Annotated in this window: 17 protein-coding genes; 2 read left to right on the top strand and 15 right to left on the bottom strand. The window is 47.6% G+C overall.

What is annotated here, in order from left to right:
• Window positions 1–7 precede the first annotated feature (7 nt).
• The 6 genes from PGW99_RS09750 to lgt form a co-directional block, all read right to left on the bottom strand.
• Complete coding sequence (locus tag PGW99_RS09750; protein WP_273777492.1) at window positions 8–457, bottom strand: META domain-containing protein; 450 nt, start codon at window positions 455–457, stop codon at window positions 8–10.
• Between the two features lie 219 nt (window positions 458–676).
• Complete coding sequence (locus PGW99_RS09745; RefSeq protein ID WP_273777491.1) at window positions 677–1,201, bottom strand: dihydrofolate reductase; 525 nt, start codon at window positions 1,199–1,201, stop codon at window positions 677–679.
• Window positions 1,198–2,040, bottom strand: a complete 843-nt coding sequence (gene thyA / locus PGW99_RS09740; RefSeq protein WP_273777490.1) for a thymidylate synthase — start codon at window positions 2,038–2,040, stop codon at window positions 1,198–1,200. The genes PGW99_RS09745 and thyA overlap by 4 nt, the downstream gene beginning before the upstream one ends.
• A 162-nt stretch (window positions 2,041–2,202) precedes the next feature.
• Window positions 2,203–2,574: a hypothetical protein gene (locus tag PGW99_RS09735; protein WP_273777489.1), complete on the bottom strand. Its 372-nt coding sequence runs from the start codon at window positions 2,572–2,574 to the stop codon at window positions 2,203–2,205.
• 5 nt (window positions 2,575–2,579) lie between these two features.
• Window positions 2,580–2,975: a hypothetical protein gene (locus PGW99_RS09730; RefSeq protein ID WP_273777488.1), complete on the bottom strand. Its 396-nt coding sequence runs from the start codon at window positions 2,973–2,975 to the stop codon at window positions 2,580–2,582.
• Between the two features lie 72 nt (window positions 2,976–3,047).
• Window positions 3,048–3,857 carry a prolipoprotein diacylglyceryl transferase gene (gene lgt, locus PGW99_RS09725; RefSeq protein WP_273777487.1) on the bottom strand — a complete coding sequence of 270 codons (810 nt, stop codon included), beginning with the start codon at window positions 3,855–3,857 and terminating at the stop codon, window positions 3,048–3,050.
• 92 nt (window positions 3,858–3,949) lie between these two features.
• On the opposite strand from lgt, the gene PGW99_RS09720 reads away from it, so the two are divergent.
• Window positions 3,950–4,729 carry an NRDE family protein gene (locus tag PGW99_RS09720; RefSeq protein ID WP_273777486.1) on the top strand — a complete coding sequence of 260 codons (780 nt, stop codon included), beginning with the start codon at window positions 3,950–3,952 and terminating at the stop codon, window positions 4,727–4,729.
• A gap of 44 nt (window positions 4,730–4,773) precedes the next feature.
• Here the strand turns inward: PGW99_RS09720 and PGW99_RS09715 are convergent, their stop codons facing one another.
• From PGW99_RS09715 to tatA, 4 genes are all read right to left on the bottom strand, one after another.
• The gene (locus PGW99_RS09715) at window positions 4,774–6,714 is read right to left on the bottom strand and encodes a PhoX family protein (RefSeq protein WP_273777485.1); all 1,941 of its coding nucleotides are present in this window, start codon (window positions 6,712–6,714) and stop codon (window positions 4,774–4,776) included.
• A gap of 126 nt (window positions 6,715–6,840) precedes the next feature.
• Window positions 6,841–7,629, bottom strand: coding sequence for a twin-arginine translocase subunit TatC (gene tatC, locus PGW99_RS09710; protein ID WP_273777484.1), 789 nt, complete (start codon window positions 7,627–7,629; stop codon window positions 6,841–6,843).
• Window positions 7,626–8,054 (bottom strand): Sec-independent protein translocase protein TatB, encoded by a 429-nt coding sequence (tatB, locus tag PGW99_RS09705; protein ID WP_273777483.1) that lies wholly within the window; start codon window positions 8,052–8,054, stop codon window positions 7,626–7,628. The genes tatC and tatB overlap by 4 nt, the downstream gene beginning before the upstream one ends.
• Window positions 8,055–8,067: 13 nt before the next feature.
• Entirely contained in the window at window positions 8,068–8,286 is a 219-nt protein-coding gene (gene tatA, locus PGW99_RS09700) for a Sec-independent protein translocase subunit TatA (protein ID WP_273779495.1), read from the bottom strand.
• Between the two features lie 152 nt (window positions 8,287–8,438).
• Between tatA and PGW99_RS09695 the strand changes: the two genes are divergently transcribed.
• The gene (locus PGW99_RS09695; RefSeq protein WP_273777482.1) at window positions 8,439–9,311 is read left to right on the top strand and encodes a permease; all 873 of its coding nucleotides are present in this window, start codon (window positions 8,439–8,441) and stop codon (window positions 9,309–9,311) included.
• Between the two features lie 38 nt (window positions 9,312–9,349).
• On the opposite strand, the gene rdgB is transcribed toward PGW99_RS09695, so the two are convergent.
• The 5 genes from rdgB to leuA form a co-directional block, all read right to left on the bottom strand.
• Window positions 9,350–9,979, bottom strand: a complete 630-nt coding sequence (rdgB, locus tag PGW99_RS09690) for an RdgB/HAM1 family non-canonical purine NTP pyrophosphatase (protein WP_273777481.1) — start codon at window positions 9,977–9,979, stop codon at window positions 9,350–9,352.
• Between the two features lie 405 nt (window positions 9,980–10,384).
• On the bottom strand, window positions 10,385–10,972 hold the full coding sequence (locus PGW99_RS09685; RefSeq protein WP_273777480.1) for a tetratricopeptide repeat protein: 588 nt from the start codon (window positions 10,970–10,972) through the stop codon (window positions 10,385–10,387).
• Window positions 10,969–11,562: a methionine biosynthesis protein MetW gene (gene metW, locus PGW99_RS09680; RefSeq protein ID WP_273777479.1), complete on the bottom strand. Its 594-nt coding sequence runs from the start codon at window positions 11,560–11,562 to the stop codon at window positions 10,969–10,971. The genes PGW99_RS09685 and metW overlap by 4 nt, the downstream gene beginning before the upstream one ends.
• Window positions 11,562–12,722, bottom strand: a complete 1,161-nt coding sequence (gene metX, locus PGW99_RS09675) for a homoserine O-succinyltransferase MetX (RefSeq protein WP_273777477.1) — start codon at window positions 12,720–12,722, stop codon at window positions 11,562–11,564. The genes metW and metX overlap by 1 nt, the downstream gene beginning before the upstream one ends.
• A gap of 83 nt (window positions 12,723–12,805) precedes the next feature.
• A complete protein-coding gene (gene leuA / locus PGW99_RS09670; protein WP_273777475.1) occupies window positions 12,806–14,503 on the bottom strand; it encodes a 2-isopropylmalate synthase in 1,698 nt (565 codons plus the stop codon).
• Window positions 14,504–14,735 lie beyond the last annotated feature (232 nt).

Genomic DNA, 14,735 nt, shown 5'->3' with positions numbered 1-14,735 from the left:
GCTAGGTTTAATCGGCTACCTGGCGATTATTCAGCTGCATCAGTACCTGTCCCTTTCGATCCAGGAGTTGCAAGGTGTGTGCTTCAATTCTGTAAGAGGTCACTTGCTGCAAAGCCTCGCTGAATTGTGAGGCAAGCAGCATGTTGGCATCCCGACACATCATTTTGGTGCTGGACAGTTGGCTGAAGTGCAGCTGATTTTGGCTCAGTTGATAGCTTGCCATAATTCGGTTACAGCCATCTGACCCACGGATTTGTTTGCTTGCTGCATCAAACTGTAAATAGGGCTGAACCTGTAAGTTGGCAGGCAGCACATTCGTCCCTAAATGGGTCAGTGTCCAGCGCTGGGTCTGTAATTGGAGACTTTGTAGCGGATGGGTGTTGATCGTTGTGGTGTGACAGGCAGTCAAGAGCAGGCTAGCCGAGAGCATGGCTGCACTAAAGATCGGCTTGAACATGTGAACTTCCCGTAATCATCAGTATGGCAGTTATCAAAACAGAAAATGGCGGGGCTCTAGTGCCAATGGTAGGAATTTGTTTGTCTTAATATAAATGACGTAACGATAGCGGGAGAGTCCGACCCGCCATCGGTGATTTGCGATTTGATAACGATGCTTTCGAGCGCTAAATGTGCGAAGAGCATACCTGACGGGGCTGCTCTTCAGAGAAGGTGTTTTTTAGTCCGAAGTCCGTTTCTCATAACGGGCGAATTCAAAATGAATGCCGTTATTTTCGTCTACATGTTTTTCACTGCTTACTTGCTCAAACTCAGCCGGGATTTCCGGATAGTAGGCATCCCCTTGAACATCCAGCTCAACATGGGTCAATTCTAGACGGTCTGCAATCTCCAGTGTTTGCTTGAAAATTTCACCGCCACCGATAATAAACAGAGTGTCTGGTTTTTCGCTGGCTTTGACATCTGCAACGGCTTGTTGCAAAGCTGCTTCAATACTATATGCCACCTTAACGCCCGGAAAAGACCAGTTTCGATCACGGGTAATGACCCAGTTCACCCGGTTCGGCAAGGCGCGTCCCATCGATTCCAGCGTTTTACGGCCCATCACCACCACACCACCTTGGGTAATGGCTTTAAAATGTTTTAAATCGGCTGAAATATGCCAAGGTAAATCATTGCCTTTGCCAATGCAACGCTGCTGATCGAGTGCAACGACATGCACGACTTCTAAATCTTGATAACTCATACGGCCACCGGTGCCTTGATTGCGGGATGGGACTGATAATCCACGATTTCGATATCTTCAAATTTAAATTCAAACAGGTCTTTTACTGCAGGATTGAGTTTGAGCTGACAGAGTGGCAAAGGCTCACGTGACAACTGCTCTTTGGCCTGTGCAAAATGGTTGGCATATAAGTGAGTGTCGCCGCCGGTCCAGATAAAATCCCCAACGTCCAGCTCACAGACCTGTGCAATCATATGCGTAAGCAGGGCATAGCTGGCAATATTGAACGGCACACCCAAAAAAACATCGGCACTGCGCTGATACAGTTGGCAGGACAACTTGCCATTTTGTACAAAAAACTGGAAAAGGGTATGACAAGGCGGCAGTGCGACTTGGCCCGCTTCATTCGGATTCCAACCAGAAACAATCAGGCGGCGCGAGTTCGGATTGGTTTTAATCTCGTTGACTAACCATTTAATCTGATCAAAGCCATCCTGATTATATGAACCCTCGCTATTTTTTGTGGCACCAAAGTTACGCCACTGATGACCGTAAACCGGGCCCAATTCGCCTTCAGGACGGCCAAAACGGGCGGTCTGTTCGGCAGTTGCCCATTCATCCCAGATCGTGACTTTATGGTCCTGCAAATATTGAACGTTGGTATCACCTTTCAGGAACCAGAGCAGTTCAATCACAATGGAACGGAAATGAACTTTTTTGGTGGTGAGTAACGGAAAGCCTTTGGATAGGTCAAAACGCATTTGATGACCAAAAACAGAACGGGTTCCCGTCCCGGTACGATCGCCTTTGTCGCCACCATTGTCGAGGATGTGCTGGAGTAAATCTAAATATGCGCGCATAACAATCCTGAGCGCTCATTGGTTTTTTCCACTTGAAGGGAGCTGAAAAAGTTCCTAGGTGAGCGCTGTATTTAAATCTTTAAATTGCTTTGTATCATACCCGTTTCGTCTTGTCTGCGGAAAGAAAATATGAATCGCAAGATAAAGCCGGTCGGGAAGGTTTTAGTACCGAGGGGTGCGATTTGCATAGATTGACACGATATAAAAACCAGTCAAACTAAAGCCAAATAATTGTACGGCTTGAGCCAGTTGCTGTTCAGTCGGTAACTGTAGCAATAGCACTGCCCACCCCATCAAAAAGGTCAGATCGAGTAAAATTTTAAAACTTTGTGACCAGGCGCTATTTGGTTGTGGAAGCTTCAGCAAGAGCGAATAAAGCCCGTGGATCACCATGCCTAACAGAAGACTCAGCAAAGTCAAACTGGTTGAAAGTTTGGTCATTTCTGAAAAATATAAGGTCACCGCAACAGTGACAATACAGATCAACAGCTTAATTGGTCGTGTACAGCGTTCTGAATACCAAAAATGCAGCATAACCGTTACTTCGATTCTGAATCGGAGGAAGAGTCTCTCGCTGGCAGAAACAGATATTGGGGAGAAAACAGAAAAATACCCAGTGCCATAAAGCCGACACCCTGAATGCCAAAAAGCAGCAGGTCGCGTTGTTGCTGCTGGCTAAAAATCACGGCAAATAGCGCCGCCAGTGGAATCCAGGTGAGTAGACGTGCCAGTAGCCCCAACGGTTGATGTTGGGTAAATTGCACTTTGATAAAGCGGCAGATGACAAAAAGCAGGCCGGTGGCCAAAAACATCAGGACTGTGACCGGTGCGATGGGAAAGCGCAGATACAGCACAATACTCAGCAGTAAAATGCCAGTAGCAATCAACAGCTTTTTGAATGTTGAGATTTGGGGCGAAAACCAAAATTCGAGCATGGGAGGTCGGTCTGATGGCCAAGAATAGAAAGACTTTAGCATAAAAAAGAGGAGCCGAGGCTCCTCTTCAAATTAACGGGATGCCGTTGGTCCCCAATCATAAACTTTCTTCTGGTAAGCGTACCACATCATCCAGATGCCGATCAGAATCATTGGCAAAGTCAGGAACTGCCCCTTACTCATCCAGGCAATAAACAGCTGACCATTGTCCGGTTCGCGGAAGAATTCCACTACAAAACGGGCAATCCCGTAACCGATCAGGAACAGCGCTGAAACGGCCATACGTGGACGTGGCTTGGAGCTAAACCACCAGAGCACGATAAACAGGATCAACCCTTCGCCGAGTGCCTGATAAAGCTGTGACGGATGACGTGCCAGATTGTCGACATGCGGAAAGACCATGGCAAAAGGATAATCTGGATTGGTCACCGGACGGCCCCATAATTCACCACCAATAAAATTGCCAATGCGGCCAAACATCAGACCGGTGGGTACGCACGGGGCAATAAAGTCCAGGGTCTGGAACCAGGTTTTCTGATATTTACGGCACCACAGCAGCATCGCCAGCATGACCCCGATGAAACCGCCGTGGAAACTCATGCCACCGGTCCAAACCTGAAACAGCCAAAGTGGATTAGCCAGGAATTGCTCGAAACCGTAGAAAAAAACGTAGCCGACCCGGCCACCAACGACTACGCCTAAAGCACCATAAAAGATCAGATCAGAGACCATGTCGGCATTCCACCCGGTGCGCTGCTTGGCACGGTAGGTAGCGAGTCCCCAGGCAAAAAGGAACGCCAGTAAATACATCAGCCCGTACCAGTGGACGTTTAACGGACCGAGTGAGATCGCGACAGGGTCGATGTGGGGATAGGTCAGCATTCCTGCTCCTCGTCATATGTTTTGTACAGATTTTAGCGGAATGCCATGAAAAATGTTGTACATTCAATGTGTAAAGATCAAGAGAGTGCTTTATGTGTATTGTCGCGCTGGCCTGGCAGGTATTAGAGCAGGTTCCGTTATGCCTGATTTCCAATCGTGATGAATTCTATCAACGCCCCACAGCTCCCTTACATCCTTGGCCGGACAGTCCGATTGTGGCGGGTCAGGATTTGCAGTCTGGTGGCACGTGGATGGGCGTGACGGCAACAGGGCGCTGGGCGGTGATTACCAATTTCCGTGATGGCACAGATCAGCAACAGTATCCCACCTCGCGGGGTCATCTGGTGCAGGCTTTTTTAGAATCAAAGCAAGCTCCGATTCGCTTTGCACAACAACTGGCAAAACAGCAGCGAAATTACGCCGGCTTTAACCTGATCATGGGTGACCGGCAACACGCCGTGTATATGAGCAACCGTGGTGAAGCACCGCAGGTCTTGGCCAATGGCGTGTATGTCATTTCCAATGGTTTGCTGCAGGAACCTTGGGTGAAAACCCAGCATTTGCGTAAACGCTTTACTCAGGAGTTTTTACCGATGTTGCAGTTACCTCAGTTGGCGGAAAGCGAACTGCAGGCTGCAGTTTGGGATCTGCTGGAAGATGAACGCAAAGTCCCCTTGCAACAATTACCCCATACCGGTTTGAGTCTTGAAAAAGAACAGTTGCTGTCTTCCACGTTTATTCAGAGTGCGGATTATGGTACGCGCTGCTCCAACTTTTTACGGATGACACCGCAGCAATGGATCTGGCTGGAAAAAGCTCAACAGGGCGAGCAGCATGGCATGATCCGGCAGCAACAGATTACTTTGCAGTAAATAGCACCATGCCGATGCGGACACCGGCATTTGCCTGAAAAAGGTTAGTTTTTCTTTTCAACTGAAGGCATGATCCGGTCAGCGGTCAAATAGCCGACACTGGCACTATAGCCTTGATTATAGTTGGCCAAGACCTGGGCTTTTAACTCCGCAGGCAGCTTGTCATTGTCACCCGGGTGCTGGAAATTGCTCATGATGTAAGTCCAGCCATGGATGGAATCAACCGCGTGTAAACCGGTCGACTCCGCACCTGCCGGGGTCGAGAGAATGCGTGTCAGGGAACCGGTATCGACCTGATAAGCCCAGAGAAAATTGTTGGTGTGCTGGCCACTGTCTTCACCAATAAACAGGGTGCGCAGTGTTTCCGAAAATTTCAGGTTATCAGGACTGGCGATCTTATCCGGATGGGCGGTGTTGCCTAGTGCATCTTTGCCGATGTCTTCACCTAACAGCAGGACTTTGGACTGGTAGGGCACCCATTCACTGTGAATCGGTTGATTATCCGTAGTCCGTTGTCCTCCTGCCAGATCATGTGCCAGAATGCCTCCGGCCTTGATCGGGCGGCTAAATGAAATGTTCAGTTCTTTCTGCCAGGAAGGGTCGCCTTGCACCATACAGTCCTGAATGTTGGCGAGTGCCGAGTAAGCAACTTTATCCCGGATGTTGACCGTCGTGCCTTCCATTTTGGTAAAACCCAAGCTGCCACCACGCATTGTTGCATAGCGGTGGGTTTCCAGAAAGGCAGCCGCTTTTTCTTGCCCCGGTTTGAGTTTGACCCAGGCCTTTTTCTTGTTGAGCACAATCGGTATATAACTTGTCAGATCGGCCGGTTTGCCCGGATCCGTATCCAGATAACTTTCCATGATGTCCCACGGTTGAATATTGTCCTGATTCACCAGCGTTTCAATGTCATGGCTGCGGGCATGACCCAGTTCAATCCAGCGCAGGCGAGCTGTCGAGTGTTCATTCAACACTTGGGTGTATTTCGCCACATACAGCGTACCGGCAGACAGGTCTCGTTCCCGGTCGGCAATAAACATAAACAGCCCGCCATTGGTATAGTCATCCCCCATGAGCACCGTACGCTGATCCGGCATGACTTGAACCAGTTCATGGGAAATGCGGCCCAGACAGAAATGTTTTTGAATGCTGGCATGGCCATCGGGATGAACAACCACTTCTGGCAAATGACCATAGTTATAGGCCTTGGCTTTGTGGGCATCGGCAAAGAACTTCTGGCCAAATCCCCGTAGAGTTTTCAAGGACTGGCCCAAGCCCTGATCAAAGGCATCCGGTTCATATTCCTCGCTGGAAAGATGTGTATTCCAAGGAGACAGGCTGGCACCACAGGTAATCCATAAGCCATGTACCGGAGCCGTATCGACATTGAAGTATTTCTTGAATTCGAGCTTGCCCGTTTGCGGATCTTGGTCCAGCGTCAAAATGGCAATCGGAGAGGGCAAAATGCCGTATGGATCCTCACCATTCAGACTTTTTGACGTGTATTCAAACTGCACCACAAAAAAGACCGGATGTTTGACGCCTGGGACTTGCGCATTTTGCAGTGCAATCAGTGAAGAACCATCCGGACAATCCGAGAAATACTGGCGTGTATCATCCAGAATAGGTTGGCCTTGTGCGTCAAAATAACCACCCGCCACAATTTTTCCGCCATCTAAATGCTCGACTAGGGTGCCTGTGCGCAGCAATTCATGATAGCCGAGTTGATAGTCGTCGCTGCTATTGTCTTCCCAGGTAATTTTCAGACGCGAGTTCACCTGTGTTTTGGCCATCTCGGCAACATGGATGGGTGCCTGCATCGCGCTGAAGGTGGCCTGTTTGAGCCGCATTCCAGAGTTCTGTACCGTGCTGAGTGCAGGATTGTGTGCACAGCCGCTTGTCATCGCACCTAAAGGCAAAAAGGGTAAACCGATTAACCATTTCAGCACATCGCGGCGGCTAGCAGAAGGGGAAGTCATTGTCATTTTCAGATCCATTCAAAATGTTGTTCGTTATCGGGATGGGACGTGATCATTCTTTTGGCAGTCCATGTTTTTTTGTTTGATTTGTCACTTGGGGGAGTCGTGTGTTGCCACCTTGATCAGTTCTTCTCATTCCGAAGGAATGGATTCATCTTGGCCCGAACGTGAGGCTTCCAACAATTTGCCCAGCCATAAGCCGAGTTCAAACAGCAGGCACATCGGAACGGCCAGCATAATCATCGACAATGCATCGGGTGGCGTCACAAACATGGCAATGAAAAAACAGCCGACGATAATAAAACGACGTTTTTTGACCAGACTTTGTGTACTGACGATGCCCATCAGAATCAGTAGCAACGTGACCAGTGGAATTTCGAAGGTCAGCCCAAAGAGCATGAACAGCTTCAGGCAAAAACTCAGATAGCTGTTGATGTCAGTCATCGGTGCCACGGTTTCCGGAGAAACACTGACAAAAAAATGCAGAATGGCCGGTAAGGTAATGAAATAGGCAAATGCAATCCCGGCATAGAACAGCAGGATGCTGGCACCTAGCAAGGGCAAGGCCATACGGCGTTCTTTTTGATACAGGGCGGGGCGGATAAAACACCACAACTGATACAGGATAAACGGCATGGCCAGTACCACGGCCACAAACAGGTTGAGCTTGAACGGTGCCATAAAGGTCGCGGTGACATCGGTGGCAATCATCGAGGAGCTTTGTGGCAACTGCAGACGTAAGGGCGCCGAGAGTCCCTGATAAATCGCATTGCGAAAAGGCAACAGACAGAAAAACAGTAACAGAGTGAGCCCTAACATTTTGATCAGATGCTGCCGGAGCACCATCACATGCTGCATCACTGGCATTTGGGTCAGCGTTTCAGTGTCGGAAGATGATGAAGATGGGGATATTGGGCTCATACGGCAATCTTGAAGTGAGGGGAGATATTGTCAGGAGGGCAAGTAATCATGCTGCTCGCACAAGGCTTTAGGAAAGGTGGTATATGTCGTTTTGCCGTGTAGAGATATAGCGCGGCGTGTGGCCTTGTTTGTCGGCTTTGTGGCTCCCTGCAACTTGTTTCCCCAAACAAATGCTGTTTATCCAGTTGCTGTTGCAGACGTCGTTCTAGTTCCGTTAAGCGTTGGATTTCTTGTTGGATTTCTTCACGGAACTCGGACAGTTTGAGTTCCTGATCAATTTCCTGCTGGATCGTGGTGATGGCTCGTTTGAATTTGCCATACCATTTGGCAATAAAACGCGCTGCCTCAGGCAATTGTTCTGGGCCTAAAATCACCAAGGCAATCACAGAAAAACAGAAAATTTCAGTCATTCCCACATTGAACATGTGTTGTAGCCTATTAACCTTTCACTGAATTTTCAGAGGCTTTAGTAGTAGTCGCGGCAGAGGACGGTTCAGCTGTTGTGTTCGAACGGTCTTCCTCTTCACGGATGGATTTTTTGAAATCTTTTACTGCACCACCCACATCTTTACCTAAGTTTTTTAATTTTGACGTGCCAAACAATAAAATCACCACAATGGCAAAAATCAGTACATGCCAAATCGACAAGCCTGCCATCACGCTTTCTCCCGAAGTTTTAGCTGCTATCTGAACAGGCTGAAATGACAGATCAGTGACATTCCGGTTGCAATTTCAAGACAGCTCAAGAGAAGCAATCGCCTGCCAAGAAAGTGGTAGCATAGCCGCAGAGAAATGAGGGGGACAAGATTGTGGCGATGCTAGTTGCCCTGGTGGCTTTTTGTTGTGGCTGGTTGCTGGCTGCACAGGACTGGAGTAACAGGCTCAAGCCGATACTGGCGAGCCTGTTGGCATGCTGTTTGATCCCTGTGGTCATTATTTACAATATGGTGTTTTACCAGCCGGGCAGTCTGGGGCTGATGCTATTCAGTTTTGGCTCGGCACTCGTGCTCTATGCACTGTTTTTCTATTTTAGTCATGATCGCCTCAGAGCCTTGTGCTTTAGTTATGTCAATCTTGCCTGGCTGGGATTTCCGTTTGCAATTGCACTGTTCGGACCAGAGATCAGTGCCGCCATGGTTGCTCTTTATATCGGGGGCTCCATTTTCGGCAATATCTGGGCGGTCACTGCAGTCTGCTCCACCCCTCAACCCTGGACGGCGATTGCAGTTAAAGTGCTGCGATCTCCGCCAATGATTGCCCTTGCTGTGGCTGGGCTGGCACGCCTATCTGGGCTGCAACATGTGCAGGATCCGCATCTGTTGCAGTGGGTATATTTTTTCTGCAAGTGGGCTATGAGTTTTGCCGGAATGTGCGTGTTGGGGATGTGGCTCAGGCACACCAAGGTCGCTTGGGACGATGTTCTGCACAGCAGTCAGGTAGCCGGGATAAAGCTGCTCTGTGGTGCTGTATTGTGTGGCGTTACCTATCTGGCATTTGCAGCGTTGCGGCCGTTTATCGGGGTAATATTTTTGTTATTTTGCCTGCCCCCGGCGGCTAATATTGTGGCATTAGAAACCCATTATCAGGGGACGGGACGTTCTGCTGCCTATATTGCAGCAGGAACGATGGTGAGCTGTGTAATTGTGCTGCTATATGCGGTCGTACTGCATATTTTGCGCTGATGCCATGTGTGCATGACATCAGATTGCCTGACAAGAAATTACTCTTGCAGTAGGCTGGCACGGAATTTCTGCATGGCCTGGCCACGGTGGCTGATCTGGTTTTTATCCTGTTTTGACATTTCCGCGCTGGAAATCCCCAGTTCAGGCAGCCAGAATAACGGATCATAACCGAAACCATTTTCACCGCGTGGGGCTTCAAGAATTTCACCTTGCCAAATTCCTTGGAATACTTGCGGTAATGGGTCTTCCGCGTGTTGTACCAGCGCCAAGACACAGACAAACATGCCTTCAATCATTTTGCCTTCCTGGCGGAAAGGTTTCAGGTCTTGCAGCAATTTCTCATTGTTAGCCACATCATTGCCATGCTCTCCAGCATAGCGTGCCGAATAAATCCCTGGTGCACCGCCCAAAACCGGCACACAAATGCCCGAATCATCGGCAATGGCCGGTTTTCTGGAAATACGGGAAGCATGGCGGGCTTTAATAATGGCATTTTCCACAAAGCTCAGACCATCTTCCACGGCATCTTCAATATTCAGTTGACCTTGTGGCACCACTGTCACCGGTAGGGCCAACTGCTCGAATAGTTTTTCAAATTCAGCGATTTTGCCTTTGTTATTGCTGGCCAGAACCAGCGTACCTTGAGATAACCAATCGTGTGCAAACATTATTTCGCCCGTGATCTGAAAAAAAGAATGGCCACTATTTTAGCGGATTTATCCATGCAATGAGGGCATAAATACAAGGGTGGTATGATCAGTCTAAAAGAGGGAGCTGAAAGCTCGACTGGAAGTTGAGGCAGGTAAACTTTACATTCATTAATTCTTTAGTCGGTATTCAAAATGGGGACACAAAGTCATGATTTTGAGTGTGGAAAACGTCGAGCGTAGAGCAGTGAAGAGAATAAAACGGTTGTATATTTGGCTTATAGTAAGAATGCAGTCATCGAGTTGATCTGTTGATTCAATTTGGAGAGAGTCTTTTAACCGCGTCACAGCCTGGTTGGTTTTGGTGCGAGGTGCAATCTGGACAATAAAAAGCACCCGAAGGTGCCTTTTAAAAAGATCAAAATTTTATTGTGCCTGAATCCATTGATCAGCACGGTCACGTGCCATACGAATTTGCTCTTGGGTTAGGTTGGCAGCCAAAGCGGTTTTTTTACCTTCAGAGAGATTAATCACTTTGGTGTCGAGCATGCCATCACGGGTAGAGAGTTCATACCATTGATATGCACCCACGTAGTTTTTCTTCTGTTCTTCCATCATCGCTAGGTTAAAGCTGGCACGGTTATCGCCATTACTGGCTGCTTTTTCGAAATATTTGCGTGCGAGTGCTTCATTTTTTTGTGTGCCGATCCCATCTGCATACATACGGCCAACGTTGAGTTGCGCAGCAGAAAGGCCCTGATCAGCCGCGAATTTGAACCAGGCAAAAGCTTGTTTGTCATCTTTTGCGATTTCTCTGCCTTGTTGATAACGGGTGGCCAAATAGAATTGTGCACCTGCCTGCCCAGACTTCGCGGCCTGCATCAGGTCATTGACTGACATGGTGGAGTAACGAGCTGCTTGAGAAGACGTTGATTGCGGCTGGGGAATATAGTCTGCGTGGGCGTGAAGGCTAAAAAACCCCATTAAAAGTGTGCTAAGTAATAGTTTTTTCATAGTGCGCTCACTCGATAAATTGCAACTTCACCAAACAAATTTGGAAGATGTTTACTGAGCAAACTTCCTTGTTGGTTCCCATTCACGGCAAGTCGATTAATAATACGAATATTGTTTTCTGCACAAAGTGCTTCAAAATCTTTAAAGGTACACAGGTGAATGTTGGGAGTGTTGTACCACATATACGGTAAAGCCTCAGAAACCGGCATTTTCCCTTTCAAAGCCAAGAAAGAACGTGTCTTCCAATGGGCAAAGTTTGGAAAGGTAATAATCGCCTGTTTCCCCACGCGCACCATGTCTCGTAATAAAACATCGGGTGCATCTACAGCCTGCAAAGCTTGTGCCATCACCACATAGTCAAAAGACTGATTGGCAAATCGGCTTAAGCCTAAATTTAAGTCCTGTTGAATAATATTTAAACCGCGACTGACCGCAATTGCAATCTTTTCTTGATCGATTTCTAAGCCATAGGCCCGGATTTGATGTTTGCGGCTCATATGTGCCAGTAATTCGCCATCGCCACAGCCCAGATCCAATACGCTTGAACCTGGTTTGATCCATTTTTCTGCCAACTGTTGATCAATACGCATTACGCGGTCTCCACACGTGTTGAGGCCAAATCGTCTGCACCACCCAAAAAGGCACGCAGGGCTTTCACATACAGCGGAATCGGGAACAGGAAGGAATCATGGCCCTGTTCGGCATCAATATCCAGATAGCTCACCGGTTTGTGGTTGCTGATCAGGGCATTGACGATTTCCTGTGAGCGGCTTGGGGTAAAACGCCAGTCAGTGGTGAATGAAACCACCAAGAAGCGGCATTTTGTATTGGCCATGGCTTTTTTCAAGGAGGATTCGTACTCACGCGAAGGATCAAAATAATCCAGCGCCTTGGTCATGATCAGATAGGTATTGGCATCAAAGTTACGGCTAAATTGCTCACCTTGATAACGCAGGTAGCTTTCGACCTGGAATTCGACATCAAAGCCATACATGAATTTGCCGGATTTGAGATCACGGCCAAATTTCTGTTTCATGGCTTCTTCGGACAGATAGGTGATATGACCGACCATACGTGCCAGAATAAGACCGCGTTTTGGGTAGCTGTCATGCTCTAGATAACGGCCATTATAGAAATCCGGATCCGAAAGAATTGACTGACGTGCCACTTCATTAAAGGCAATGTTCTGTGCCGATAATTTTGGTGCACTGGCAATGATCACACACTTCTGCAAGCGCTCAGGATAATCGACTGACCATTGTAAGGCTTGCATGCCACCGAGTGAGCCACCGACGATGGCATACCAGGTGGTAATACCCAGACGGTCGGAAAGCATGGCTTGGGTTTTCACCCAGTCACGCACTGTGACCAAAGGAAAATCTGGGCCATAAGGACGGTTGTCATTTTCTGGATTTGGGGAAATTGGACCCGTTGAGCCATGACATCCACCAATATTATTCAGGGCAACCACAAAGAATTTATTGGTATCCAGCGCTTTTCCTGGACCAATACAGGCATCCCACCATCCTGGTTTCTTGTCATCCGCATGGTGATATCCCGCCGCATGATGATGACCTGACAGGGCATGGCAAATGAGAATCGCATTGGATTTTTCTTCATTCAGCACACCATAGGTTTCCACCATCAAGTCAAAACGTGGCAGCACGCGTCCACATTCTAGTTCTAGCGGTTCTTCGAATTGGAACTTTTGCGGGGTGATCAGACCCACGGAGTCGGATGGAAAAGACACGGGAACAATTCGCCTTAAATCTTTAGTAAGAATAATAAAAGGATACCAACGAAGGGTATCCTTTCAAAAGGGTTTTTTGTCAATTAAACGGCAGCAGCAACAACTTGTTCGGTGCTGATCACGCCTTGTTCAATTAAACGGTTGGTTGCAGCGATGATCGCTTCGATTGAAGATGTCACGATATTGTCATGCAAGCCGGCACCAAAAGCAGATTTACCGGTACCTTTCACTTGAATTTCGATCAAGGCCAAGGCTTTGGCATTGGCGCCTGAACCAATACTACGCTCTTCGTAGTTCAACACGTCGATTGGCAAGTTCAAGGCATCCAAGATCGCTGAGATTGGACCATTGCCTTCACCACGAAGTTGTTGGCTCTGACCATTCGCCACAACATCAAGCTCAATCACCTGATTGCCGTTGTTATCCGACAACTTGTAGTTTTTCGCTGTGTAGTTGGCATTCTTCACTTCAACATAAGTTTCTTTGAACAAGTTCCAGATTTCTTGTGCTGAAATTTCGCTGGCCGTTGCATCCGTATGTTGCTGAACCACTTGTGAGAATTCGATTTGCAAACGACGCGGCAAGACCACATTATAATTTGATTCCAACAAGTAGGCGATACCACCTTTACCTGATTGTGAATTGACACGGATCACGGCGTCATAGTCACGACCCAAATCTTTTGGATCGATTGGCAAGTAAGGCATATCCCAGATTTCTTCATTTTTCTGGTATTCAAAACCTTTTTTGATCGCATCCTGATGCGAGCCAGAGAATGCAGTGAACACCAAGTCACCGGCATATGGGTGGCGTGGATGCACTGGCAAACCGGTACATTCTTCCACAGTCGCAATGATTTCATTGATGTTGGAGAAGTCCAAGTTTGGTGCAACACCTTGGGTGTACATGTTCAAGGCTACTGCAGCAACGTCTACGTTACCGGTACGTTCACCATTGCCAAACACACAGCCTTCGACACGGTCTGCACCGGCCATAATCGCCAATTCAGTCGCTGCAATACCACAACCACGGTCGTTGTGACAGTGAACAGAGATGATTACACCATCACGACGTTCGATATTACGGTGCATCCATTCTACTTGGTCGGCATAGATGTTCGGTGTAGAAACTTCAACAGTCGCTGGCAAGTTCAAAATGACTTTGTTGTCTGGAGAGGCTTCCCAAACTTCAGTCACCGCATCGCAGGCGGCTTTGGCAACTTCCAATTCAGTTGCAGAGAAACACTCTGGGCTGTACTGGAAAATGAAATCAGTTTCAGGGTAGTTCGCCGCGTATTCTTTCACTTTTTGTGCAGCATTGATTGCCAACTGACGTGCACCTTCCACATCCACATTCAAAACTTTCTTGCGGAATGTTGGAGAGTTGGAGTTATAGATATGCACGATGGCACGTTTCGCACCTTCCAAGGCCTCGAACGTACGCTGGATCAAATGATCACGGGCTTGTACCAAGACTTCGATATACACGTCATCCGGAATATGACCTTCTTCGATCAATTTGCGCGTGAAGTCAAAGTCAATTTGCGACGCTGATGGGAAGCCAATTTCGATATGTTTGAAACCAATTTTGACCAACATCTGGAACATTTTAAATTTCTGTTCCATGTCCATCGGTTCAAAAATGGCCTGGTTACCATCACGAAGGTCAGTACTCATCCACATCGGCGCTTGGGTGATTTCGTTATTTGGCCATTGACGGTCAGGCAAGTCCACACGCTGGTACATGCGACGATATTTTTTACTTGGATCAGCCAACATCATGAGGGAACTCCTTGTGTAGTCTCAGTAGTTTAGTTCTTACTCAAACTACCGTTCTACTAATATAGATTGTGTCTATGCAGTCAATTTCCAAGCTTTTTGGGCTATCGCGTTGAGCTGGATCGAATTGATGCTTATCTGTTCATTTATAAGATAGAGTTTAACCAGAATAAAGGGAAAAAGTTTTTCAATTTTTAGTCATTTTTAACTTTTTTGAAAATAAATTTTCATTATT

The sequence above is a fragment of the Acinetobacter sp. GSS19 genome, assembly GCF_028621895.1.
Lineage (GTDB): Bacteria > Pseudomonadota > Gammaproteobacteria > Pseudomonadales > Moraxellaceae > Acinetobacter.
The sequence above is the reverse complement of the archived record's forward strand: the minus strand, read 5'-3'. Positions and strand labels throughout refer to the sequence as shown.